At 41.7% G+C, this 25,066-nt stretch carries 25 protein-coding genes and 4 pseudogenes; 1 reads left to right on the top strand and 28 read right to left on the bottom strand.

Annotated elements, in window-relative coordinates; genetic code table 11:
• Positions 1-22: 22 nt before the first annotated feature.
• The 13 genes and pseudogenes from TT11_RS03365 to epmB all read right to left on the bottom strand — a co-directional run bounded on the left by TT11_RS03365 (position 23) and on the right by epmB (position 10,964).
• Positions 23-1,684 carry a DUF3488 and transglutaminase-like domain-containing protein gene (locus TT11_RS03365; RefSeq protein WP_261869108.1) on the bottom strand — a complete coding sequence of 554 codons (1,662 nt, stop codon included), beginning with the start codon at positions 1,682-1,684 and terminating at the stop codon, positions 23-25.
• Positions 1,581-2,348 carry a DUF3488 domain-containing protein gene (locus TT11_RS03360; RefSeq protein ID WP_261869077.1) on the bottom strand — a complete coding sequence of 256 codons (768 nt, stop codon included), beginning with the start codon at positions 2,346-2,348 and terminating at the stop codon, positions 1,581-1,583. Before TT11_RS03360 ends, TT11_RS03365 begins: the two co-directional genes overlap by 104 nt.
• Positions 2,345-2,989, bottom strand: coding sequence for a DUF58 domain-containing protein (locus TT11_RS03355; protein WP_261869076.1), 645 nt, complete (start codon positions 2,987-2,989; stop codon positions 2,345-2,347). Before TT11_RS03355 ends, TT11_RS03360 begins: the two co-directional genes overlap by 4 nt.
• On the bottom strand, positions 2,965-3,360 hold the full coding sequence (locus tag TT11_RS03350; RefSeq protein WP_261869075.1) for a hypothetical protein: 396 nt from the start codon (positions 3,358-3,360) through the stop codon (positions 2,965-2,967). Before TT11_RS03350 ends, TT11_RS03355 begins: the two co-directional genes overlap by 25 nt.
• 247 nt (positions 3,361-3,607) lie before the next feature.
• Positions 3,608-4,633, bottom strand: coding sequence for a MoxR family ATPase (locus TT11_RS03345; RefSeq protein ID WP_261869074.1), 1,026 nt, complete (start codon positions 4,631-4,633; stop codon positions 3,608-3,610).
• A gap of 43 nt (positions 4,634-4,676) precedes the next feature.
• The gene (locus TT11_RS03340) at positions 4,677-4,922 is read right to left on the bottom strand and encodes a cytochrome c family protein (protein ID WP_261869073.1); all 246 of its coding nucleotides are present in this window, start codon (positions 4,920-4,922) and stop codon (positions 4,677-4,679) included.
• 276 nt (positions 4,923-5,198) lie between these two features.
• Positions 5,199-5,609, bottom strand: a complete 411-nt coding sequence (locus tag TT11_RS03335; RefSeq protein WP_261869072.1) for an EAL domain-containing protein — start codon at positions 5,607-5,609, stop codon at positions 5,199-5,201.
• Complete coding sequence (locus TT11_RS03330; RefSeq protein WP_261869071.1) at positions 5,557-6,138, bottom strand: EAL domain-containing protein; 582 nt, start codon at positions 6,136-6,138, stop codon at positions 5,557-5,559. The genes TT11_RS03335 and TT11_RS03330 overlap by 53 nt, the downstream gene beginning before the upstream one ends.
• Before the next feature lie 50 nt (positions 6,139-6,188).
• Positions 6,189-7,289 carry a PAS domain-containing protein gene (locus TT11_RS03325; RefSeq protein WP_261869070.1) on the bottom strand — a complete coding sequence of 367 codons (1,101 nt, stop codon included), beginning with the start codon at positions 7,287-7,289 and terminating at the stop codon, positions 6,189-6,191.
• 322 nt (positions 7,290-7,611) lie between these two features.
• The gene (locus tag TT11_RS03320; RefSeq protein ID WP_261869069.1) at positions 7,612-7,980 is read right to left on the bottom strand and encodes a hypothetical protein; all 369 of its coding nucleotides are present in this window, start codon (positions 7,978-7,980) and stop codon (positions 7,612-7,614) included.
• Positions 7,980-8,450: a hypothetical protein gene (locus tag TT11_RS03315; protein WP_261869068.1), complete on the bottom strand. Its 471-nt coding sequence runs from the start codon at positions 8,448-8,450 to the stop codon at positions 7,980-7,982. Before TT11_RS03315 ends, TT11_RS03320 begins: the two co-directional genes overlap by 1 nt.
• Positions 8,451-8,528: 78 nt before the next feature.
• Positions 8,529-9,368 carry a hypothetical protein gene (locus TT11_RS03310; protein WP_261869067.1) on the bottom strand — a complete coding sequence of 280 codons (840 nt, stop codon included), beginning with the start codon at positions 9,366-9,368 and terminating at the stop codon, positions 8,529-8,531.
• Between the two features lie 587 nt (positions 9,369-9,955).
• Positions 9,956-10,964, bottom strand: a pseudogene (gene epmB / locus TT11_RS03305) (EF-P beta-lysylation protein EpmB).
• A gap of 159 nt (positions 10,965-11,123) precedes the next feature.
• On the opposite strand from epmB, the gene efp reads away from it, so the two are divergent.
• Positions 11,124-11,696 (top strand): elongation factor P, encoded by a 573-nt coding sequence (efp, locus tag TT11_RS03300; protein WP_057761310.1) that lies wholly within the window; start codon positions 11,124-11,126, stop codon positions 11,694-11,696.
• Positions 11,697-11,846: 150 nt separating this feature from the next.
• Here efp and TT11_RS03295 read toward each other — a convergent pair whose 3' ends face one another.
• The 15 genes and pseudogenes from TT11_RS03295 to TT11_RS03220 form a co-directional block, all read right to left on the bottom strand.
• Positions 11,847-12,131 (bottom strand): response regulator, encoded by a 285-nt coding sequence (locus TT11_RS03295; protein ID WP_261869107.1) that lies wholly within the window; start codon positions 12,129-12,131, stop codon positions 11,847-11,849.
• Positions 12,127-12,609: an ATP-binding protein gene (locus tag TT11_RS03290; protein WP_261869066.1), complete on the bottom strand. Its 483-nt coding sequence runs from the start codon at positions 12,607-12,609 to the stop codon at positions 12,127-12,129. Before TT11_RS03290 ends, TT11_RS03295 begins: the two co-directional genes overlap by 5 nt.
• The gene (locus tag TT11_RS03285) at positions 12,606-13,652 is read right to left on the bottom strand and encodes a GAF domain-containing hybrid sensor histidine kinase/response regulator (RefSeq protein WP_261869065.1); all 1,047 of its coding nucleotides are present in this window, start codon (positions 13,650-13,652) and stop codon (positions 12,606-12,608) included. Before TT11_RS03285 ends, TT11_RS03290 begins: the two co-directional genes overlap by 4 nt.
• A 30-nt stretch (positions 13,653-13,682) precedes the next feature.
• Complete coding sequence (locus TT11_RS03280) at positions 13,683-14,543, bottom strand: tRNA threonylcarbamoyladenosine dehydratase (RefSeq protein ID WP_261869064.1); 861 nt, start codon at positions 14,541-14,543, stop codon at positions 13,683-13,685.
• A 100-nt stretch (positions 14,544-14,643) separates the two neighbouring features.
• Positions 14,644-15,527 (bottom strand): annotated as a pseudogene (locus TT11_RS03275) (TatD family hydrolase).
• Positions 15,528-15,740: 213 nt separating this feature from the next.
• Positions 15,741-15,917: a hypothetical protein gene (locus TT11_RS03270; protein WP_261869063.1), complete on the bottom strand. Its 177-nt coding sequence runs from the start codon at positions 15,915-15,917 to the stop codon at positions 15,741-15,743.
• A 197-nt stretch (positions 15,918-16,114) separates the two neighbouring features.
• Positions 16,115-18,292: a type II secretion system secretin GspD gene (gspD, locus tag TT11_RS03265; protein WP_261869062.1), complete on the bottom strand. Its 2,178-nt coding sequence runs from the start codon at positions 18,290-18,292 to the stop codon at positions 16,115-16,117.
• Between the two features lie 303 nt (positions 18,293-18,595).
• A complete protein-coding gene (locus TT11_RS03255) occupies positions 18,596-19,339 on the bottom strand; it encodes a type II secretion system protein N (protein WP_261869061.1) in 744 nt (247 codons plus the stop codon).
• Complete coding sequence (locus TT11_RS03250) at positions 19,340-19,534, bottom strand: hypothetical protein (protein ID WP_261869060.1); 195 nt, start codon at positions 19,532-19,534, stop codon at positions 19,340-19,342. It lies immediately after the preceding gene.
• A 7-nt stretch (positions 19,535-19,541) separates the two neighbouring features.
• Positions 19,542-19,934 carry a hypothetical protein gene (locus TT11_RS03245; RefSeq protein ID WP_261869059.1) on the bottom strand — a complete coding sequence of 131 codons (393 nt, stop codon included), beginning with the start codon at positions 19,932-19,934 and terminating at the stop codon, positions 19,542-19,544.
• A complete protein-coding gene (locus tag TT11_RS03240) occupies positions 19,910-20,167 on the bottom strand; it encodes a hypothetical protein (protein ID WP_261862975.1) in 258 nt (85 codons plus the stop codon). Before TT11_RS03240 ends, TT11_RS03245 begins: the two co-directional genes overlap by 25 nt.
• A gap of 230 nt (positions 20,168-20,397) precedes the next feature.
• Positions 20,398-20,514: an H-NS histone family protein gene (locus tag TT11_RS03235; RefSeq protein ID WP_261869106.1), complete on the bottom strand. Its 117-nt coding sequence runs from the start codon at positions 20,512-20,514 to the stop codon at positions 20,398-20,400.
• Between the two features lie 1,254 nt (positions 20,515-21,768).
• Positions 21,769-22,369: pseudogene (ssb, locus tag TT11_RS03230) on the bottom strand (single-stranded DNA-binding protein).
• 317 nt (positions 22,370-22,686) lie between these two features.
• The gene (locus TT11_RS03225; protein ID WP_261869058.1) at positions 22,687-23,298 is read right to left on the bottom strand and encodes a DUF3833 domain-containing protein; all 612 of its coding nucleotides are present in this window, start codon (positions 23,296-23,298) and stop codon (positions 22,687-22,689) included.
• Between the two features lie 129 nt (positions 23,299-23,427).
• Positions 23,428-24,791, bottom strand: a pseudogene (locus tag TT11_RS03220) (MFS transporter).
• Positions 24,792-25,066 lie beyond the last annotated feature (275 nt).

The following is a 25,066-nucleotide window of genomic DNA, read 5'->3' as shown; positions in this document are numbered from 1 at the left end:
ACTTATTCATTGATTCGCTTATCTATTTTTTAATTAGCTCAAAACACCTTAGCAACTTAATAACACTGTCATCAAAAACCTTTATAACAATGCGCGCACATCTTTTTTTAAGTTGTTTGAGTCGTTCTTGATACTCGCTATGACTGCTATCAAATGTACTCAGTCGTCCATAGCGTAACTGACGGTAGTTTTGTCTAATTTCAATAAGCTTTGTCTGAATAACGATTGGGTCGCTACTATCTGTTAGCTGACTCGTAGCAGATTGGGCATTGTCACCCTGACGGCTATCAATAGCCGATGCCAAACGTTCCAACCAAGCTAGCTGCCCTTCATTATCATTGCGGGCTAATAATTTGTCGTGTTTGGCAACGCGTTTTGAGAGCTGAGCAAGAGGTAAGTCTGCTGGGTGCCAACGTTTGCGGCGGCGATACCAAATGACAAATACTAAGATAGCCATAACGGAAACTGCACTGGTAGCTAACCAAATGATTTGCTGCATGATTGAGCTGATATTGAACCATTTGAGTAGCGAGTCGGCCTGTTTGTCTTGGTCATAGCCGACTACGTCTTTTTGCCAGTAGTAGCTCGCTTGGTCTGATAGGCGGCGTAGCGTTTGTAGCATTTGATACTGCTGATAGCTGATTTGCGCACTGGCATCATTGCCAAACATAGCCGCCCCTTGCTGCTCGGTCATCGTATTCATGCCTTGCTCTACTCGCTCAGGCGCCACAAAGGCTGTCGGATCCACACGTACCCAGCCTTGGCCCTCAAGCCAAACCTCAGTCCATGCATGCGCATCCATTTGCCGCACTTCCCATACGTTACCATTGCGACTTGGCTCACCGCCTTGATAGCCCGCTACTACTCGTGCAGGAATGCCAGCGGCGCGGAGCATAAAGGTAAAGCTTGACGAATAATGCTCACAGAACCCTGCTTTGGTTTCAAATAAAAACTCGTCAATACGATTGGTATTGAGCCGTGGTGGCGACAACGTATAGCGAAACTCTGTTCGATTGATCCATTGCTCGATAGCCGCTATGTAGCGCACAGGGTCTGAACCTGACTGCTCAAATAATTGCTTAGCAAGCGCTCGTGCTTGTGGATTACCTTCATTAGGCAAGGCAAGGTTCTCACGTCTTGATGCCTCTGTTAGAACTGGATCAATACGCATCTGTGCAAACTGCAACACATCATAGCGAAGCTGCTGCGTAACAGGTTGATCCTTTGATAAGGTAAATTCAGAGGTAGTATTGATATCTGGCTGTTCAGAAAACGGATAATCAAGACCAAATAGCCAGTTTTGCTGAGTGGGTTCTAAGATAACCTTGTAATTGACAGGTGCCGCCCTTGATTCATCAGGTACAGTAGCAAAGGCATTCTGAATCCATGCAGGTGCTTGCAATCTCGACGACCATTGATCCTTCTGAGGGGCCGGACGCCATGTGACACCATCGAAATCACTAAATACCAAACCACGCCAATACAACTGCTGTTGCGGTGGACGCTCATCAGCAAACTCTACGCGAAAGGCTAGCTCAGTTGACTGCCCTAAATTGGCAAAATCACCAGGGGACATACTATCAGAGACACCTGTAGTAGCTTGCTGACCTGATAGCTGTACTGACCACAGCGGTGGCAGTCTCGGAAAAAAACAAAAATAGCACCACCAATAATGGCAACGCACCAACCCCTAACACGCCCAATGTCCGCAAGCGTCCATCGCCGCTAGCATTGCTATCATCATTAAGCGCAATAAATGCTAGCAATACAATGACTGCGCCAACGATCACTTCTAAAGTAGTCAGTAAACCTTGGTCCATCAAAAATAATGCCGCAAGCACGAACAATGATAAATTCAACACCACATAGGCGTCGCGACGTTTATACAGCTCCCATAGTTTACTAACTAGGCATAGCACTAAAAATGCTACACCCATATCCAGTCCAAATGCTGTATTGTAGGTTAGCCATAGACCTAATAGCCCTAGCAAAAATCCTAGCATTTGTACACTTTGATAAATACGCTTTAGGTGCGATAGTTTTTTGAATTTAGCTTTGATATGAGGCAATTGAGCGGCGATACTGACGGCGGCAAATCCTATCAGCCATAATGGTAAATGTGCGGCATGCGGTAACACGACAGCTACTTGGGCGATTAATACCCAATAATAAGCTGGCAGTGCAAATAACTTACGATACCATTTAGCGTCATTTCGCTCAGGTTGAAACGAGACTTTTTGACCTAAAGCCAACTGCTCAAAGCTGGCCGTTTTTGTAGCATCGGCCGCAGAATACTCTGTGGACAGTGCATCAACATCAGCAGAAGATAAGCGTTTAGAATTGGTCATGGTACTTTCGCAAGCCTTAGCAAGCATGCTTGCGCAAAGGATTCCCCGTTACCCATCTCCGCAGTAGCAGGAGTATCACTAGGTAAACGCATTTGAAACGGCACGCCTAGCTGACCCAGCGTCAATGCCCCATAAGCCAATTGTGCAAGTTTTTGCTCGTGATGTGCAGCTGGCATATCTGCATAATCAAGCGTTTGCTCATGACCGACCGGATCAGCGAAGTGCTTGGTCAGCATGCCTTGTCCCCGCGCTACATGCCCCCAAGAGACTCGGGCCAATGACTCACCCTCGACATAGTTATCTAATCGCTCAAAGTCGTCCTGACCCTGTCTATACTGCCCACCTGTTGGTAAATCCTCTAAGCTTGCGATTGCATATTTTGCTTGCCAGTCAAAAACTTCAGGTTTTGGATATACCCAAGCTGTACGCGCAAAGTAGACATAAGACCATGCACGCATAATACCTAATGGATAAACTGTTTTTATTTTTAACCGCGGTAGTTCAAGTTGACCACGGTTGTAGGTCTGGACAGGCAGTCGAATGACTTGCTCGCCTTGTAATCGCGTGATGAGCACTGAACTTTGCGCGTTTGTGACATTTTTGGTTTTCTTATTGGCTATCTGCTCAAACTCAAATAGCAACTGACGCTTGGTTGGCGACTATCACTATTCAACTGTAGCGTAATCCAAACAGGCAAACCAGCTTCTGTCATAGTGACTTCTAGTAAACGCACTTGCAGACCAGATATATGAGCAAAAGTAACATGAAAACTAATTAGCCAAATACTGACCAGATAAAAGCACAAACCAAGCACTAAGTTGTTGCCATAGTTGATACCCGCGATAAAGGTAATTACTAACAATACGGCGAATAGCATTCCTTCACGACTAAAGAAAATATAGACATTGCGCAAATTAAGCGTAGCACTGTCACTCTTAGGTGCGCGCGCGGCAAACCAGCGGCTCAGAGCTGATTTTATTGGTGCGGTTAAGGTCTTTGGTAACAAGCTCATGACTACCCTATTATTACCATCTAAATAATAATGCTGTCAGTATTTGTATCTGACTGACAAACAAACTCACGAATAGAACGATACAGTTGATTCAGGACAATTTGAATACAAGAAAAGCGGGTGAAAATACCGTAAATAGTAAACTGAGTGACTTTGATATTTTTTCTAAGTTATATAGCTTTGACTATGTGTAGAACTACGTTTCACCGATGCAGTTAATCAATACGGTCAAACAGTCTGCCAGCTGCTAAGCAACGACTGACACTTCTGCTAGGATACGTTGGGCGATGGTTTTTGTTGCCTGCCCACCAGTCACATGCGCGGGTACGAAACGCTGACCGAGGCGATGATCAGTGACCGCAGCAAACACCGCTTGGATATCTTCAGGGGTCACTTCCATATATCCCGATACATAGGCATGCGCTTGGGCAGCACGTTGTAGTGACAATACGCCGCGAGGTGATAAACCATGATACTCTTGGCTTGCACGAGTTTTTGCAACCAGTCTCTGCAAATAATCCAATACAGTATCTGCTACATAAACTTGTCTGACACCCTGCTGAGCCAATATCACAGCCTCAGTATCAAGTACCGTATCCAAATCCTTGAGTAGCTCGCGACGATCTTTACCTTTTAGCAGCTCACGCTCTGCGGCAGGCGATGGATAACCCAATGATAAGCATAATAAAAATCTGTCTAACTGCGACTCTGGGAGCGGATAGACACCTGCTTGTTGCAATGGATTTTGGGTGGCAATCACAAAGAACGGCTGCGGCAAAGGATAAGTCTGGCCATCTTGCGTGACTTGTCGCTCTTCCATCGCTTCAAGTAACGCACTCTGCGTTTTGGGACTGGAACGGTTGATTTCATCAGCAAGTAATAACTGAGTGAAGACAGGGCCCGGACGAAACTCAAATTGCTGTTTACTTTGGTCGTAGATGCTCATACCTAAAATATCAGCAGGCAACATATCATTGGTAAATTGCACTCGGCTAAAGCTTAAACCTAATAACTGTGCCAAGCCCTGTGCCAAAGTCGTCTTACCCATACCAGGCAAGTCCTGCAATAACAAATGACCACCTGCTAAGATACAACTGAGTGCTAGCCTAACTGCTTGCGGCTTGTCCAATACAATCTGATTTAATTGCGCTAACAGCTGTGCAATTTGCTGCTGATTGCGTTGAAAATCAGCCGTACTAGGGATGGACTGGCTAAGCGGATTCGCTGTTATATGAGAGGTAGATAATGATCTATCGTTAGCTGCATGGGTCATAGTAGGTTATTGGCTCATTTTTTTAGGTCATAACGATGATAAGTCAGTTTACATCATCTGTAACGGTTGGTGCAGCGGCACGGAGCGTAGATAAATAAGCAATGATATCGGCACGCTCTTTCGCATCTGGCATCGGGTCAGACAGCATTTTGGAGTCTGGCATGGCTTTTTGTGCATCTGCAATGTATGGATCGAGTGTCTCTGCATCCCATACCCAACCTGAATCTTCTAACCCTTTGCTGTAGGTATAGTCTTTTAACTCGGCAGCCGGCGCACCATATATATTCATTAATTGTGGGCCTTTTTTTATTCAGACCTGCATTACGTTGATGGCATTGACCGCAAGCATCTTTATAAATTATTGAGCCGTTGTCCGCATCCCCGTCGGTATATAAGCAGAATCACAGGAGCGCGGTGGTCAGGTGGTGTTTTCTCACAAGCTGTGAGCAACAGAACAGCAGCCAAAAGGCTGCTCATTTGATATCTACTAATAAGGGACATTTTTAGCAATCTTTGGTTGAGGAATATCATCGCCATGACATAAACGATATGATGTATTGGCCTTTTAACTCGCTACCTTTATCGTGCTACTAGGCTCTTCTAAATAATACCCTTGCAAATAGCGCGCCCCCACACTCCAAGCGACTGACATCGTTGCTGCATCTTCGATATAAGGCATAAGCACATCTACCTTTATGTCATTAGTACGCGTAATAAGAGATTTAACCGTCTCTAGATTTTCTGCTGCACCAATATCTTGGATATAACTGCGCGCCAAGCGTACCATATCAGGCTGGACAAAATTGGCAATTTCGATAGATTTGGCAGACGAGCCAAAGTTATTAACACCGATTTGACAATTGACATCGTTGAGCGCGGAAAATTGGGATTTGGCGACGGTTAAATGTTCAGAGATATCTATTTCATTGAACTGTAGTGTTAATACACCGGCTACGCCGCCTACCGCTTTTATCAATTGGCTGGCGACAATCGGAAGTTTTTTTATCAACCAGTGAAGCATTGGTTAATTGTACTAACAGTTTGGCTTCAGGATGAACTTTACGGACGTCATTGATTTTCTTACAGGCATTGATAAGCACCCATCGATCAATCTTTTCTAACAGTTGATGTTTTTTTAGCCACCGCCATAAATTGATCAGGGTTAATACCGTATTGTCAGCATCTGACAGCGGTAACCGTAGATACACTTCAAAGAAGTCGCTACGATCGTTGTTGATGTCGTATATTGGCTGAAATGATAGATCAAAACGGTTATTAGTAATGGCATCCACTAATGACTCAGCAAGTGCATGATCATCGCTATTGGCATGTTCGCTTGGGTCATATATACGGTAAGATCCACCACTGTTAGAAGTCTCTACCATGATTTGGCTGATAGCATCCATGGCGCGTTCTAATATGATGACAGGCTCTACAGGATTTTTTTTCAATCTTGACAACAGCAATGCTGACTGTTGTATTCGTTGTACGTTTATCAACTTCAATAAACATATCCTTTATTGACGAACCGATATGTTTAGCAATATTTTCAAGCTCATTCGTCGTCTTGTTTTTTTACTAATATCGTGAATGCAGTATCGCTGAAACGGCTTACATGCCCATCAGGTACTAGCTCAGTCAACGTGTGGGCAACTTGTTTGACCGTTGCATCTATTCCTTGTAGACCTAAACTACTTCTTATTTTTCCTACATTATCAACCTGCACATATAGCAGGGCTGCGGTCATTAGTCCTTGGGACGCCTGCTGATGTATTGCTATCATCTGCTCTTCAAAACCACGACGATTATCTAAGCCAGTTAAATTATCTTTACGTTCAGCTTCAGCTAAACGCTTAGCAACCTCCGCACTATTATTACTATTCTGCTGAATAATAATCTGAATGACTGGCTCGCCCTCTAACGTGGCTGATGCTAATTGTAGTTTCGCTTCAAAAGTGCTGCCATCTGTCCGCACACTTTCAAAATTAAACTCAACGTCTTGGCGACTGCCTTTGTCAAACTGACGTAAAAACTGTTTAAACCCTTGAACATTATCTCTACCTGAAATCAGGTCAATAATAGGCACGCCTACCACTTCATTCATCGATTTAAAGCCGAATAGCTGAAGATAGGGATCGTTAGCAAATATATGAATACCCTCGTCTATATAAGCGACCGCGCTTTTAGAGTTCTTAATCAATACATTGGCACGTTGTTCTGCTTCAGAAAGTACTTGACGTAAGGTTTTTAGCTCACGGCGACTGCGCAAACTATTATGTTGCAGGCAGATGGCCATTACGACTGGCATTTCCTGATCCATTTTGAGCGCTTTGACCATCGTGCCACTAATCACAGTCGGTAGCTCATACTCATTGTAGGCCGTCGACGCTACCTCTTCATTCATTAAACAGATCATCGGCAGATCGATATTTTGCTCTTGTACGAGGCTTACCACATCTGTAAAGCTCATATTATAAGCTTTGCCAAATACCAGTACATCCCACGGTTGGCGCAGAAGTTTCAATAGCTCTTCTTTATCGTCCAAAAACCCCAAATTTACACTATCATAATAAGGACTCAATAACTGCACAAGACGTTCAGCATAGAGCTGATCGTCATTGATCACCAATAAATTTAAAAGAGATTGAGAGCGCATAAGGAGCCTTTTAGTCGTACGTATTTTTATCTATTATTTTGTTACTTTACATCTTTGTCTAAAACTAACCTAGCACATAAAACATACTAGCGTTAATATTCTATGAATCCTATCAGTATAGACTGAGTTTTCACTATGATAATTATTTTATAGTTAGAGATATCATAAAAGTCAGAGTAACAATATTTATCATTATAGACAATAATTAGACCAACTGCAGATTAACTTATGCCCTTTGTCGCCTACTATATTACTGACGAAAATCTGTATAAACTCTCCGTTATGGCCTGAAATACTTGTCGCATCTAAGTACCTCTAAGCGCTATAACTGCGCCACCTCATATTGACTAAACTTATCAGTCATCATTAGCCTGCGTCCTAATCGTAGAGTGGTTTGTTTATTACCAATACGCATGACGACTCTATCATCAGCTTGAAAGTAAAAAGGCGGTACGATTAGCGTGCCAGTCGTCTGTAGCTGTTCATCTTTACCGAGAATAAATACCGGTACAAAATGATGACTTCGCGTTTTACTGCCTTCCAAACGTAATCCACATGCCACAATTTTATGCCCGAGTATTTGCCATTCCACTTCTGGATTTTTAGTATCTACATTGAACCAGCGTACCACCCCTATTGACCAATTAGGTTGTTCTGTATTTTCAGAGCCATAGACCAAAATTAAACTCATTATGTGTAAGGCTGCGGTGCCGTTAGAGAAAGGTCAGAGTCATGTTTTTCTACAATAAGCCTCTCTTTATTGAAAATATTTTTGTCTGCAACCTTCTCATTAGGCTTACCATTTTTTGGCAACAAATGCAGTTTGCGATATGCTGAAGAACTTTCATAGTCGTCAAATATCTCAATATTTATAACGCTACTGCGACTACGCTCGCTGTCAAATGTATCGTATAAAGGCCTGTCCTCTTCTCGTAAATTTTTGATAGCGATCAAATTGGCAAAAATTTTTGAATGACCTACATGGTAGTGTATATCGTTAAAATTGGTGATTAACTTTGCCTGCTGCTTGCTAGTATATTTGGTTGCCAAGGTAAGTGGCGGCTGCAAATAGCGGTAGCTGATGGTCATCGAAATAGCATTAAGCAGACTATATTCTGCTGTACTACCTTCCTCGATAAAGGCTTTTTTTGCGTGACTCAAAATACTCAACTATCGGTGTCAGTTCTATAAATAGACAGTCATGACGATCTTCATATGGGTTGATATGAGAGTTGACTGTTAGATAGCTTGGTGGATTATTACTCTTAAGATCAACAAAAACCTTTGTCTCGGTGGCAGGCTCCATTGTCGCGACCATGTGTTTAGCCATTCAGGCAATAGACGCTGTACGAGTAAGATATTCGGGCGCCTCATAGCACGCAAATTTAACAAGTGATGCAAACAAATTTGGCAATATAGCTGATGAATACTGTTTGTTTGGTTCGTGACAGTATGTATGCTTAAATCAATATCAGCTACTTTTCTCTGATGAGCCAGATAATATAACTGATTGACTTTAGACCACAGGTAATCTGATGGCTTTCGATAGCACAGTGCTTCTTCTGCTAATAGTTTTTGGTATCTTAATAGTGATTGATAAATCGCAATGGCAAGCGTGCTATCAGGTTTAGTCTCAGCGCCAAAAAAACGCTGCCAACCTTTATCAGAAGATTGGTTTAAGGAGGCTTCTGACAACTGCGTCTCACGACGTACGACTTTGTCGTAAACCATAATAATTAAATAATGTAGCGATTGCATTTGAGCGATATAAGACATCTGATCCTGACTAAGCGCGCCTGTCTCATAGATATAGTGCTGTCTAAAAGCTGCAATCAGTCGGTCTGAGGCATCAATGACTGTTGCCATTAATTTGAGACGCTGTTGTTCATCCATATTGGATTCACGTAATACTGTCAGTAGACTCTCTAAATGCTCTGTTTGCTGCTCTTGGGTAAGCGTAGGTAGCGTTGCTAACATCTTTAACAAGTAACGCTCTTGACCATTTACTGAGCGATTAGATAGCGGAGGTAGTGGCTCTGTAGAATCTAAATGCTCTCGAAACATTGATAACGTTATCATCAGTATCTTTACTCTCTATTAGTCACTCCGAAGCAATCAGTAATATGCAGCAGTACAAATACATGTATGGCATAAAAAAAATGTTTGTTAAGCTAGACTATAGAAAAGTGATGATATCTATTTATTGTAAGCCTAAATCTAGCAGTACGCTCTGACAATACCTACATACTGTCAAAATCTTACATCTAAAATTGTATATTTTTAAGTTAGCTTACATACTGACAGTCTATATTCTGCTCCAATCATATATCTATATAGTGAGTCCTAAATAAAAAGAGTACAGCTTTTACGGTGTGCTACTGGTATAAATTTCCTTTGCTTGCTGTGCGACTCCGTCATTCCAGAGGCTGCACAAAATTTATCCCAGTAGCACTGTATTTATTTTATAGTGGATCGACTATATATACTTATACAAAAGCATAAATCCTAGTTTTTAGTTTTTAGTTTTTAGTTTTTAGTTTTTAGTTTTTAGTTTTTAGTTTTTAGTTTTTAGTTTTTAGTTTTTAGTTTTGAAAGATACTATACGTATCTTTTTTAAGAGCCTCTCTTTGTTTACTAATTCTCCTAAATTGTTATAGTGCCCTATATTAGCTATTGCTGTAAATATCAATCGGCACTTTAAAAGGTCTATTCGGTAACTCTCTGACCAACTTAGGAACAAGATAACCTGGCAATGATGCTAACAATGACCAATAAAGCTCAATCGCTGCTTGCTCACTACTATCAAAATGCGCCGCACCAGCCACCTTGTCCAACACATGTAAATAATATGGTAGTACGCCACAAGCAAACAAACGCTGACTAAGCTGCACTTGCGCGTCGAGAGTATCGTTGACACCTTTTAACAACACGGCTTGGTTTAATAGCGTAACTCCAGCTGCTCTAGTACGTTGTAAATGCTCAGCTGTTGGTGCATCTAGCTCATTGGCATGATTACAGTGAATCACCATGACAATATGGCAGCGGCTTCGGGATAGCCTTTCTAACAATGTAGCGTCCAAGCGTGCGGGTATCACCAATGGCAAACGCGTATGCAGCCGAATGGTAGTAATCTGCGGAAGAGACTCCAAAGTATCTAACCATGAAAACAAACGTCGATTGGTCACATTTAGTGGATCACCACCACTCAAAATTACCTCATTGACCTCAGGATTTGCATTAATATAATTGATGATATTTTCTTTTGCATCAGCAGTCGGCATATTGGCACTATAGTCAAAATGCTGACGAAAGCAGTAACGGCAGTGAATAGCGCACGCACCCGTAATCGTTAATAACACTCTCGACTCATATTTATGCAGCAAACCTTTTACAGGGTTTTGCGTGTTTTCGCTTAACGGATCTGCTACGTAGCCTGTGACGTTGATTTGCTCTTGCTGGTCTGGTAACACTTGTTTAAGCAGGGGATCATTACGGTCGCCAATAGCCATTTTTGCCACAAAGCCACGCGGCACACGCAGTTCAAAATGCTTAGGTACGTAAACTTCTGCACGCATTGATTCAAGCTGCAGAATACTCAATAGCTCATCAACAGATGTAATAGCTTCCGATAATTGCGTTTGCCAGTTTTTTTTGTGTGATTAAATGGTTTATCATGACAGCCTATTACCTGTGCCCAAAATCCGATATTATACGCCTTAGTGTCTAGCCTATCAAAGTATCCTCGTTAATCCGTAAATACTTGGCATAACAGAAAATTTTGGTACAGTCAGCCCTATGTCTTACTATTATATTTACAACCTCTAGGAGTTTCTTGTGGCAAGTTTTTCTACTAATGAATTTAAAGCTGGTCTAAAAGTGATGCTTGATGGCAACCCTTGTGCCATTCTTGAAAACGAGTTTGTCAAACCTGGTAAAGGTCAAGCCTTTAACCGTGTTAAGTTGCGCAATCTTCGTAGTGGCAAAGTACTGGAACAAACTTTCAAGTCAGGTGACAGCCTAGAAGCTGCTGATGTGATGGATACTGAAATGAACTATCTATATAACGATGGCGAGTTTTGGCATTTTATGCATCCTGAGAGCTTTGAGCAGATTCAAGCGGACAAAAACGCAATGAGTGATTCAATCAAGTGGTTAAAAGAAAACAGCAATGCTCTATGTACCATTACGTTATTTAATGGTGCTCCTCTGTCAGTCACGCCGCCTAACTTCGTTGAGTTAGAAATCACAGAAACAGATCCTGGCGTACGCGGCGATACTTCAGGCGGTGGTGGCAAACCTGCTAAATTGGAGACAGGTGCTGTTGTACGTGTACCATTATTTGTGCAACAAGGTGAAGTGGTACGTGTCGATACGCGTACTGGCGACTACCAAACTCGCGTGAACTAATATCGCTCTAAACATGACTGGTAGTTGATATTTACTGATATCTTTATCATCAATAAAAAGCTTAACCACCATATAGGCGGTTAAGCTTTTTTATACTCATTAATCATGGTTACATTAAAATGCTAATCACTACCACTAATATCTAGCAAATCACTCTTCTTCCAATGATTGCTTTTGTATCAGCCAATACTGTACCAAGGCATTCAACTGCTCTTGCTTAAAAGGTTTGGTGCAATAATCCTGCATACCAACTTTCAGATATTTCTCACGCTCGCCGTCCATTGCATTGGCAGTCAAAGCGATAATGGGCGGTAGTATTTGGGGGTCATATAATTCATGCAATTTAATAGTCGCCTGTACTCCATCCATAATCGGCATATGATGATCCATCAATATCACATCATAACGATCAGGGAATAAAGCAAAAGCCTCAATTGCTTGCTGACCATCTGTAACATGGGTGACGGTATGTCCGCTGCTGGTTAGGGATTTTTTTGGCTATAATCGCGTTGACAGCATCATCCTCGACCAACAAGATATGCCCAGACCGCTCATGCGTAGGTTCAATTATGGTCGTATCGTTAGAGTCTTGCCATGTCTCATACTTGTCTTCATCAATAGTAGTTAACGGTAATAAAACACTAAATGTCGTACCGACTCCTACTTCACTATTTACATGAATGTAACCACCCATCAAATCGACTAGAGACTTACAAACAGATAGTCCAAGTCCAGTACCACCATAAATACGATGAGTAAATTTATTCGCTTGGTCATAAGCGTCAAATATCGCCTCTAACGACTCTTCTTTGATACCAACACCCGTATCTTTCACTTCTATACATAAAGTTATATTCTGACCAGTTTCATCGCATTCTATTTTGCTTACTTCTTTTTCTTGACTCGTACTCACGAATTTTTTTTATCGATGTTATCTGGACAGTAGCAATTGTCCATATGTTTGACATCGATGCTTACCTGACCACCTTCACGCGTGAACTTGATCGCGTTATTGACCAAGTTTGCAATAATCTGTTTTAGACGTACAGGATCACCGTTTACATAAGGTGATAGTGTTTCAGTATAGTGATAATCTAAGGTTACGCCTCTTTGACGTGCCTTAATCGCAAATAAACTGACGACTTCATTGCATAAACTAGATAAATTCAATGGAATAGAATCAATCGTCATTTTTCCAGACTCAACTTTTGATAAGTCCAAAATACCATTAATGATGACCATCAAATGCTCGTTAGAAACTTTTATATTATCAACGTATTCTCGCTGTTCATTACTGAGTTGGGTATCGCCTAACATCTCTACCATACCGATAATACCGTTCATCGGTGTGCGAATTTCATGACTCATATTAGCCAAAAAGCTCGATTTCATTTCATTAGCACGCTTAGCATCACGCTGCTTATCCTGTAATTGCAAAGCATCAGCTGCCATTTTGGCAAACTGTGCCAAGATCTCTGATTGTTGTTCATTAAAACTATGATTAGGCTTTGTATCCATAAGGCATAAAGTACCTAGACGATACCTTTTATTGTCTTCATATAAGATAATAGGAGCACCAACATAAAATCGTAAATATGGAGATCCTGTGACCATAGGATTCTGACTAAAACGATCGTCTTTCCAAGTATCTGACACTACGAAAACGTCATCAGACAGTATCGTATAGTTACAAAAAGCAATATCACGTGATGTCGTGCATATACTGTCAGATTCATTGTCAAATTTACAAGCTGGTTTTAGATATTGGGTTTCCTCATCCATAAAAGTAATGGCGACTACAGGCACATCAAAAAACAGTTTTGCAAGTGCAACTAGTCGATCGAACGCAGGCTCATCATCTTCGTTGAGTACCTGGTACTTCTTTAGCTTGTTGACACGTTCTAATTCATCTACCGCGACAGGGTAGCTCTGCTGAGGTGAGTTAGATATAGACAAGGTAAACTCCATTAAATAATATCAGACGTATTAGTTACGACCCGTCTGTCTTATTAATAATTGTAATGCTTCACTCACCATAATCATCGCCACCACTGACGTAACGACTACTGCTGAGCCATAACCACCGCATTGCAAACCGCCTGTTTGACAGCTTTTATCTACAATTGGCGGCTCTGTCGAATAGACACATTTGATACCAAATTTTTCTTTTAAAGCACTATTAATGCCTTTCTCGTGGCGTAACTTGTTGCGTAACTTTGCTAATAGTGGGTCTTGATAACAGTCACGCAAATCACTTACTCTAATCTGACTTGGATCTATCTTACCACCTGCACCGCCCGCACAGACCAACTTTAGTTTATTAAAACGACAGTGTAAAGCGATTGCTAGTTTCGCATTCGTATCGTCTACGCAATCTAAAATAACAATCGGTTTCCCCTGAGCATTGGCAGATTTAACTGCTTCACGACTTGGTAAGAGTGTAGCGACATTATCTACTGTCAAAAAGTCATCGATTAAATTTAAGGTTACTGTGGGATTAATCTCTCTAATACGAGTTGCCATTGCTTCAATTTTACTTTGTCCAAACGTGCTGTCTAGTGCAGGCAGTTGGCGATTGACATTAGACGCAACCAATACATCCAAATCAATCAGCGTAATCGTTCCCACTGCTGTCCGAGCCAGCGCCTCTGCTGCCCAAGAGCCCACTCCTCCTACACCAATAATGTAGACATGAGCTGCCGAAAAAGTATCAACCGCTGAGGTACCATAGAGTGTCCGTGTACCTTGAAAACGACGATCGTACTGCTCATCTTGTTGGCGCGATTCGTCTTGTGCAAGACTGTCTTCGACGGATTCTGGTTGTTCAAATTGTCGCGTGTTACTCATAACAGATCAAATTCTCTTTTCAAATATTTTGGTTGTCATTTATACGGCTCATACTTTTTAGCTTCTAATTACAACGATGCTTTTCTTATAAATAGCACAGTTACACTGAATAAGCCCAGTCTACTTTCAGAGCATCACAGCTATTTTGCCACAATTGCTTAGCAAGTTTATCATGTGGTATTTCTAATAGCTCACTCAAGCTTGCTAATACCCATGGCAGATTGGCTGGTACATTTCTATTATGTGAATCAGTATCATCCGTTGTCTGACACATAATAGGTGTCATATCTGGACAATCCGTCTCAATGACCAAGCATTCGATGCCATAACTCTCAACTGCTACTTGAATAGCACGGCGCAGTTTTTTGGCATTCGGATTGGTTATCTGACCCGTAACACCAAGCTTAAACCCCAATTTTACAAAAGCCTTCGCCTCTTGTTCGCCACCGCTAAAGCTATGGGCAATACCGCCTAATTTATGCGCATCGTATTTATGCGCTTTTAATATTGCGAGCGCTTCAGCATGCGCTTTACGAATATGCAGCATCACTGGTAGATTATGAGTTACTGCTATATCCAACTGCGCCGCAAAGAACCTTTTTTTTGTTTAGCAAATACATCAGGCTGATTCATTGCATCGGTAAAGGTGTCTAATCCAATCTCACCAATAGCTAATGGACGACGCTCTATCACCATTTGCTCAAGTTGTGTTAAATGGTCGTCGGTATGCTGCTCAATATAAAATGGGTGTAAGCCAAGTGCGATATGGGCTGTAACATTGCATTTATCTTGGTTGTTTGCCTTGGTCGCAGACGATTGCGACAGTTCATTGATGGAGTCTTGAGTATCGTACATTCGATCAAAATAATGGTATAAATAACCTACTAGCACTAAGTGACAGACACCTTGACTATAAGCCTGCTCTACCTGCTGCCTTCGGTCAGTATCGAATACTGGAGCATCAAAATGTGTATGCGTATCTATAAGAGGATAGACATTTTTTTAAAACTTCTCTAGCGTTTGTTCGCTCAGCAGTGGTCGCTGATTCGTTGCCACACATTAATAGACTCCAAAACTGACTTTCCAAAACATAGAATTGAGTAATAAAAACTAAGCAGTTTTTCATATATAAGTATTTTTATACAAGAATATTGCTATAGACGCATTACTGAGCTTTTATTTTCTAATTACTAACTTCTATTTATTAGCTGTATTCTCGTGAGCATCGTCAATATCACTACCCTCAGATACGGTATTATGATTATTTACTGTCTTCGTATTGTCCTTTCGACTACTGCGCCTAGGGATGAGCAATAGCGCAGTTGCAGCCACACTTAGTAAAAGCCATTTTTTTGTATTTTTATCATCTGTCATTTTAGCTTCTGATTTACTGTAGCGGAAAACATAATACGTAACTCATTATTCTATTAGTAACTAATATACTTAAATATAAAAGCGGCTATGTTTATCTGTGTTATGAATACGCAAGCTAATGTACGATGTATCTAGTACATCCTACATTAATTTATGCCAGTTGAATCACATTAACCGTTATATATAGAGCTAATATTTTAACGATTAAGAGGATAGGTCGTGATACCGCTATTAGGGCTATCTACTCTCGTAAAACCTTGCGTAGTAGATTTTGGTGCTTGATCACGTTTAGGGATAAGGGGGTTTAGCGGCATGAGCTCGTAATCTGCACTGACATTACCATTCCAACCTTCAGTGCCGCTCAATGGTAATTGCTTAATCGTACCGTTTTTATCAATGACCAGCTGCAACACTCGCATTTGATTGAATTTGCGTTCAGTCACACTCGCTACCGCGCCGCCATCACGTAAGATAGTCGGCTGTAAAAAGATAATCAAATTGCTCTTTTGGGTGCTGTCATTGTCAGAACGAAAGAGTCTACCGATAACAGGAACATTGCCCAGCCCAGGAACTTTCTGCTGACGTGTAGTGGTGTTGTCACGCATCAGTCCACCCAAGGCAATCGTCTGCTGATCATCCGCTAGAATGGTCGTATTAATAAGGCTTTTATTGGTAATCAAACCACTGGCATTACCCGTACTACCTGGTACCACTGACGAGACTTCTTGCGACACTTCTAATCGTACTGTGCCATTGTCACCAATATGGGGAATGACATTCAGATTAATACCAATGTCTTGGCGATCAATTGTCTGAAATGGGTTGTTTGAATTATTGCCACTAGTGGTAAAAGAACCTGTGACAAAGGGTACGTTTTGACCAACCAAGATACTGGCTTTTTCATTATCCAATGTCAAAATCGATGGCATGGACAATAGATTAGCACTGGTAGATGAGTCAAGCGCCTGTAAAATAGCGCCATAAAACTCTGTATTGCCCTGACTGTCTTTGCGACTATCTCCAATGCCTATCAATGCACCTGCGATAGAGCTGGCAGCAGCACTAATACCTGCCGTACTTGTCCCTGCTAAAGCGGCAGCTGCAAGCGTCGTTGCGCTGGCTCCCACATTGTTAAAGTTGACCACTCCATAGCCACTATTAGCGTTACCTAGCGCCCATTGAACGCCTAGCTGAGTAGCATCATCGCCTGACACTTCAACAATAGCGGCTTGAATCAATACTTGTGCGCGGCGACTGTCTAATTGGTTGACCGCGTCTTCAATCTCAAACATTAGCTCAGGTGCGGCATTGACGATAACGGCATTTTGAGTTTCATCAGCGATAATACTAAAAGGACGACCGCCTACTCCTGTGCTTGTTCCACTTGTGCTGCTAGTCGACACAGCAGCTGCACTGCTACCTAGGCTATCGCTAGCTGCATTATTAATTGCAGCGGCTGTGCTACTTGCATCATTTAGCGAAGCTGATTCTAATGTCGAGGTCGCGCCAGCACTATTGATAGATTGATTAGCTAGTAAGCCGCGTAACATATCGGCGATATGACCAGCACTAGCGTACTTTAATCGAAAAACACGTAGACCACTTAAACGTCTGGTCGGCGTAGTATCCAATTGATTGACCATTTCTTGGACTTTAGCAATCATTTCAGGACTACCTTTGACTAGCAGTCTATCGCTCGACGTATCAGCAATTACCTTTAACTGATTGTTGCCACCTTGTGCTTGTCCACTACCCGCACTTGAGACTAAGGCGCTAATCAACTCCATCATACGCTCGGCATCGACGTGACGCAGTGGTATCACTTGCAAACTGTCATTTACATTACTGTCTAAATCACGGATAAGGGCTGTCAGTTGGTTAAGGCTGTCTGCTCGATCGGACAACACTAGCGCATTGACACCAGGTACAGCGGCCGCGTGAGCCGACTGCGGCATCAATGGGCGAATAACACCTAATACTTCTGCAGCTTGGGTATTGGTCAAATAAATAACTCGAGTGGCGAGCGACTCACCCACACTATCACCGCGTAAATCAACTGCCACACCAGATTGCTTAGCAATATTATCTGGCACCAGTTTTGTCGTCGTTCCCGATTCAATCGCGGCAATACCATTCACTTGCATCACGCTCAGAAATAACTGATAAATCTCATCACGGGACAGGGCTTTATTGGAGATGACTGTGACGTTGCCATTGATACGTGGATCAAGAACAAAGTTTTGATCTGTGATGGTCGCAACTTCATTGATAAAAGCTTTGATATCAGCGTCTTGTAAATTGACTTTCCAGCTCTCAGCATTGGCAAGACCAAAACCAGCAGCCCATAATGCACTGCCAGACAAAGTGGACGACACAAGCGCATCAAACGCTGCAGGCTACGGTACAAATGCGTGGCTGAAAAATTCTGAAAACTTACCATATTGATGATTACCTACAGTGATATTGCTTGCTATATGCTGAATTTTTAAGGAGCAATTTTGCTAAAAACCTACCTTGCTAGAACTGCTGGCGAATCGTAATAACTTGCTCACCACGTTGAACCTCTATCTGCGCTTCACCTGCTTGTTGTACTTGCTGAAGTACACCAGCATCTTGCGCTGGGTTATTGCCTACACTTTGTCCGTTGACAGTTAGTACTTTATCGCCTGGCTCTAGCCCTAAACGATTACGTAGGCCAGTAGCATCGCCGCTGTGACTTGATAGCTTTCACCTGATGCCATCACTCCCATTCTACTTAGATAACTGGCAGGGTTTTCTTGCAAGGCCGTAACCGCTTCTTCGATAGCCGACTGTGGATTACTTGAAGTGTCTGCGCCAGTTGCCCCTTCTGCCTCAGGAACAGCGTTTTGTACTGGCTGGGGCGCTGTAGGCAACATGCTATTGTTTGGCAAACGCTGGTTACTTATTCCGCTTGCTAGCATATCACTTTGGTCTAATGGCATCGCCTCTGGCATTTTAATGACGGTTTCTTTATCGTTAGCATCAGCGATAGTGACTGCATTCCAGTCAACAGCCACGAGCGTATAATCGCTGTCTTTTAGCTCATCACCGATGCGGTAATTTTTGACTTCCCCATTGACATTCAATAAGGCGGAAGACATGCTCTCAGGTATGGCTAGTAGGACGCCTTTGAGCTCAATGTTGGGAGGTGGTTGCACGGCTGCAGTAATAGGATCGGGATCAGCAAAGATTGCAAACAAGCCACTATAATCATTGGTGGATTTGGCACTATTTTGTAGAGGCGCTAAAGGCAATGTAGGCGCTAAAGGTGCTGCTAGTAATAACCATAAGAGACGGGCGGCTGTCCAACATAGCCAAGCAATGGCTAACAATAATAGCCAACCTGAAAAACGATTGAGAGTATTGATAACAGGTTTTAGGCTTGCGGCGATATTAAGCATTTAGTTCGCCCCCAAACCGGTTAGCAATGGCTGGCGCACACTGACAACTGGCGTATCTTGAGGGGCTTGTCCTTTATACTCAGGCATGTTCTCTAGCAAACGCTGCGTCAAACTAACATCGAGCATATTATCGCTATCGAGATACAGATCACCCAAACGCTTATCTTGATTGTTTAATAAATTAATATGCAGCAAATCTCTATTATTTTTTTTGCTCTGTACTAAGCTCGGCTCTTAGAGCAGGCATCGTAATATAAAAAACTTTGCCACCACTAGGATAGCCTACCTCACCACCAACCCAAGTTAATTGACCATCCGCTGCACTAAATCCGCCAACGTCTTTAGCAGGCTCACTACTAGATGCATCACTTTTGTCAGACTGATGTGTTAACGATACATTATTTACTTGAATAGGGGTATTCGGCAGCTGCCAGTTGACTATACTCGCTAGCGTCTCAGGTGCAATTTTTCCACTCATGTTGTCAACTTGCCATGAGTTTAACCCAAGTTTAATTTGCCCATTCAGGCGTGTCTGTGATGAGTGGATATTAACATCCGCACCTAGCTTACCTATGAGTAGCTGCCAAGCTGCCATGACCATTCTGCCATACCTGTAAGCGACGTCGATGACATAGGCAACTGCCAAATAGCAGCACCTTGCCATACATTGCCAGATACATGCTGCACATAAGGCGTATCTGGCGCGTATTTCTCAAGTAACCATGCTGCTGGCATTTGCAAAACGGCAAATAGCGCAAACAACACAAACCCCACTAGCCACCAGAGCTTACGGGGACGTTTATGAGAAAACTCAGATACTTGGGCCACAGTCGTACAACTCTTATATAAGACAAAAACGTCATTATCATAACAAACAATGGCATATAGATGACAGAAAAAAAGCCAGTATCTTTACTGCCAAAATACTGGCAGTAAAGATACTGGCTTTTATTTTCTCGAAAGCAGCTCTATCTATCGCTAAATGATTGTAAATAAACCATTATCAATAGCAATTTCAAGCTGGCTCACAGAAAGGCATTTTATAAGAAAACAGCTAATTAAATAGCAAAATCTTCGATATCACGACCTGCTGCTAGCGCTTCAACCAACCACGTTGGCTTACGGCCACGTCCAGTCCAAGTTTCACTATGATCATCAGTATTGCGATATTTAATACTGCGTTTTTTTCTCTAACTTTTCACCAGCTTTCAGTATCTCTTCGATCGTTGCATTGCTATCTTCAGCAATTTTCTCGAACTGCATATACGCATCATACAAACGTTGATGTTGTTTTTTTAGCGATAAGTTGTTGAGCGTTTTCAGTGATAGCACGTAACTCATCTACGTTCAAATTTTCTAAATCAATTGCGTTATTTTTGCTCATAATAAATCCAACTATAAAATAAGAGTGTGGCCTCTATTGAGGTATTGTTTTTCGTGAAATAATGCAGAGAACAAATCGTTCATTAGTAATTAAATCTATTCATAAAATATAATTAATTCTAAAGAGTATTTAATTTCTAATGGCATCTCGAACAATCCACTATAAATAGAAGACATATAGCGATAGATGCTCATTGTATCTACTTTAAATAAAATTAGTTTTAGATAAATCTAAACACATAAGTCACTATTCTTTGTATATTACTATAATAGCTTTGAAAGCATTTTCTAATAATAAAAAAATTCTAGTACTTTGACTACTGCTAGAATTTCACAATAACATTTCGACAAAAACCTACTGTTAAAATAATAGAGTAGTAAGTCAATGCACTATACTCTCAAATACTGCTAATCTTAAGGGTAGTCTTGCATTAGCTCTGTAACTCGCTATATCGTTCCTATGGTACGTTCCGAAGAATTTAACCATTTCATATAAAGATCTATTATCCAAATAGCTTTCGATTTATTAATAAGAAACAAGTAAAACTTTGGCTATTACCATCGAAATTTGTTTTATTTAAAAACGATCAATATATATTAACTATACGCCATATAAAGTTAGTATAGCAATTTTTAAAACTAAACGTCACTAATCGTAATTATTTTTTTGGTATAAACGGTCAATATAGAGTATAGAAGGTAGTAAGCATACTAGCTAATGTAATAATTAATAGTATTAAACCAGTACTAATTAAACTTAAGTTTAATCTTTTAGATATTAAGAGCGTATTAAATAAATTAAAAATTCTTTAATAAAAAAATTAGTTTAGCTACGTTAAAAAGTATCAAATGAATTATATTTTTGGATATAGCTAACCCTCTATAAGAGAGCTACAGTGTTAACCTCGCTTGAAGTATTGCCTATACATCTGCACTCAGTTGCCTTGTATCTCTTTTAAATTGAATCAACTATAGCAAGCATTAAAAAAAGCCCCGTTAATACGGGGCTCTAATACACAAACATTACACTTTCTTTCTTATATGATTTAGAACGGAATGTCATCATCTACAGGGCCATCTGGCATTGCTGTAGGTTTAGATTGTGCATGTTTCTGTGCTGGCTGATTGAACTGGTTTTGCTGAGTAGGCGCCTGATTGTTAAAGCTATTCTGACCACCTTGAGCCGCTGGTTGGTTATAGCCGCCTTGATGTGCCATTTGATTATTTGCTTGCTGACCAAAGTTGTTTTGGTTGTTTTGACCACCTTGATTATTATAGCCACCACTATTGCCTTGTCCCTGACCGCCGCCAGTTTGACCATCAAGCATCTGCATTTGTTCAGCACGAATCTCAGTAATATAACGGTCTTGACCACTTTGGTCTTGGTATTTACGTGTACGCAAACTACCTTCGATATAGACTTTGCTGCCTTTACGCAGGTATTGCGCTGCGATCTCACCTAGACGATTAAAAAGTGCGATACGATGCCACTCTGTCGCTTCTCTTTTTTTCGCCGCTTTGTTTGTCTGTCCACTGCTCTGATGTCGCAACCGAGATATTGGTTACGCTACCGCCATTGCTGAATTGGCGTGCCTCAGGATCTGCTCCGAGGTTACCGATGATGATAACTTTATTGACTCCGCGCATGATACCGTCCTTTTACTTATGAATAATTTAATAAACTGTTCTAATCGTTATCTGATAGCGTCATTTGATACTATCAATTGTATAATTTTACTTTAACCAATTTTTATCGAAATATCTATAGGCTACCTATGGTGCACGTCAGTCTATGTCGCTTAGATCCTCTATCTTGATATACTAATCGATATTGTAGAGTCCAATAAATAACAGGTAATAGATAAATATGCTGCCATTTTGCCATTTTAAGACGCTGAAGAACACCATCTACCTTTATCGATATTGCATAGCACCTTACTTATTATCAAATGATTTAGAGATTTCTAGTTAGCATTAGAAGGCTTGCGATGCATGCTCAACGTCACGCTACCCAGCTCTACGCCAAATTTTTTCATCACTGAGCGATTGAGCATGACATCCTCATTGATAAGATACATCCAATCATCAAAATTCACTTTGTAGATTTTGTCCTCGACAGGTAGCTCTAATAAGTAATTCCAGTGCAACGTATTGCCAACCACCTGTCCTGTTGCCTCGCCAATGACATCACCTGCGACACCTTTCCAGCTGCCATCTTTCTGCTCAGTCAGACGCCATATACGCTGCGATTTTGTGCCATCTGCCCACGAGAACTTCTCGTTTAGGACAATGACATCATCTCCCTCATGGGTAGCATCAATGTCGACATAAAAACGCTTTTTGACTTCACCATTTCGACCTTGGAACATACCCCAACCATCGATTTGACCCGAAAAAAAATTATGCATGTCGAGCGTTGGTGTGGTGTTCTGATAGGCCTGAATATTTTGTGTGGCACAACCAGAGGTTAGCAGTATGGCCGATAAACCAATACCTATTGTTGACTTGGCTATTGAGTGATTTGCCTTCTCTCTGTTCTCAATGACATTACTAGACAACATCTTAAATTTACTCATATTAATTCCTTTTAAGTAGAAATAAATAGTTAGTTTCTACTTATTGATACTGATGGTTTATGAGATTGCTGTCTGTGCAATTTTTGCTATTTGGCTTCACTTCCGTATACAACTACAAGCATAAAGCTGCTATATATCTAGCGGACTCTGCACCAAACTCGAGAGCTGCTGACGTGAATCATCCGTCAACTGTGTCTTATCTAACTTTAAATAGGCGACTTGCTCTTTTGCCATTACGACCAGCTCGTCAACGCCATCTACTGCCAGCATTTGTCGTGACCAGTCTTGGATATTGATGTCTTTGGGAATAGTAACCGTCGTGCTCGATAGATAAGGTGGCTGAGAAATGGGAATGATGATAAGCAATGCGGCACCCATAATAATAGCCAGTATGCCCCACGCCAACAAATTAGGCTGGCTTAATAACAGACCACCCATTGCCCCGCCTACAAATGCACCAAAGAACTGACTAGAGGAATTAAGACCCATCGCGGTCGCTTTATTGGCGACTGGTGCACGCTTAGATATCCACGAAGGAATCGTTGCCTCAAGTAGATTAAAGCCCATAAAGTACAGCAGCAAACCAAATATAATACCAACACCGACCTGACTACCAAGCGCGAGTATTGCTAAAGCGGCGGTCATTAATGCAATCGCACCCAAAAACACCTGACGCATTTTGCGTTTCTTTTCAGCGATGATAATAAACGGTATCGCGATGCGAAGCCAATAAACAATAGCGGCAAATACACCATGCCTTGCTGACGTACTGACAAGCCAAGTACGTCACTGAGCTGGTGCGGCAATATCACAAATATCGCCGTCATCGTTAGATGTAGCGCAAAGATACCGATATGTAAGCGGTTAAGATCGCCAATCTTAAGGACAGTGGCTAACTGTTGACCGATGGTTTTGTTATCCAGATTATGCTTGAGCACGCGCATAGGCGTCGGTACTACCACTAATAGCAGCATCGCCAAAATAGCAAACCCTGATGTTAGCCAAAACAGTCCAGAGATACCGAGCGAGCCGACTAATAATGGACCAAAAGCAAAAGCCAGCATAATAGAGGTCGCAATCGTCAGCCCCATCGTGGCCATCGCTTTGGTACGCATCTCTTCGCGAGTCACATCAGCCAATAGCGCCATAAGCACAGCGGAGACCGCTCCACTACCCGCCAGCGCTCGACCAATGATCACTTCATAAATATCTGTCGCATTTGCGGCAATCATGCCGCCGACAGCGAATAGTATCAATCCCAAAAAGATAATAGGCTTACGCGGGAATTTATCAGCAGCCAAACTCATCGGTATCTGAAAGATGGCCTGCCCTAAGCCATAAATACCAACGGCCAAACCAATCAAAAACGGCGTCGCGTGTGCATAATTATCACCGTAGACAGAAAATACCGGCACAATCATAAACAAGCCAATCATACGTAAGGCAAAGATGCCACCGACTCCGAGGATTGCCCGTTTCTCTACGCTATTCATACTTGCCTCACTGGTTGATCATTGCTGGTTGCTCATTGCTATCTTTCACGACTAACACTGCGCCATACCATGATTTATCACTACTGGTTTATCAAGGCACTGGCCTATAAATCAAGCCCCCTAGTATAAGACATTCGCCGTTTGGTTGCCGAGACTTTTGTCTTACTGGTGCAGTAACGTATGCACCCTCAACCCAAGCCATTCATATTACGAGATTATTTTGTTACCAAGTGCATCAGATGCACAGTCATGCCTTGAATAATGCTGTCACCATG

The sequence above is a fragment of the Psychrobacter sp. JCM 18901 genome, from assembly GCF_000586435.1.
GTDB lineage: Bacteria > Pseudomonadota > Gammaproteobacteria > Pseudomonadales > Moraxellaceae > Psychrobacter.
The sequence above is the reverse complement of the archived record's forward strand: the minus strand, read 5'-3'. Positions and strand labels throughout refer to the sequence as shown.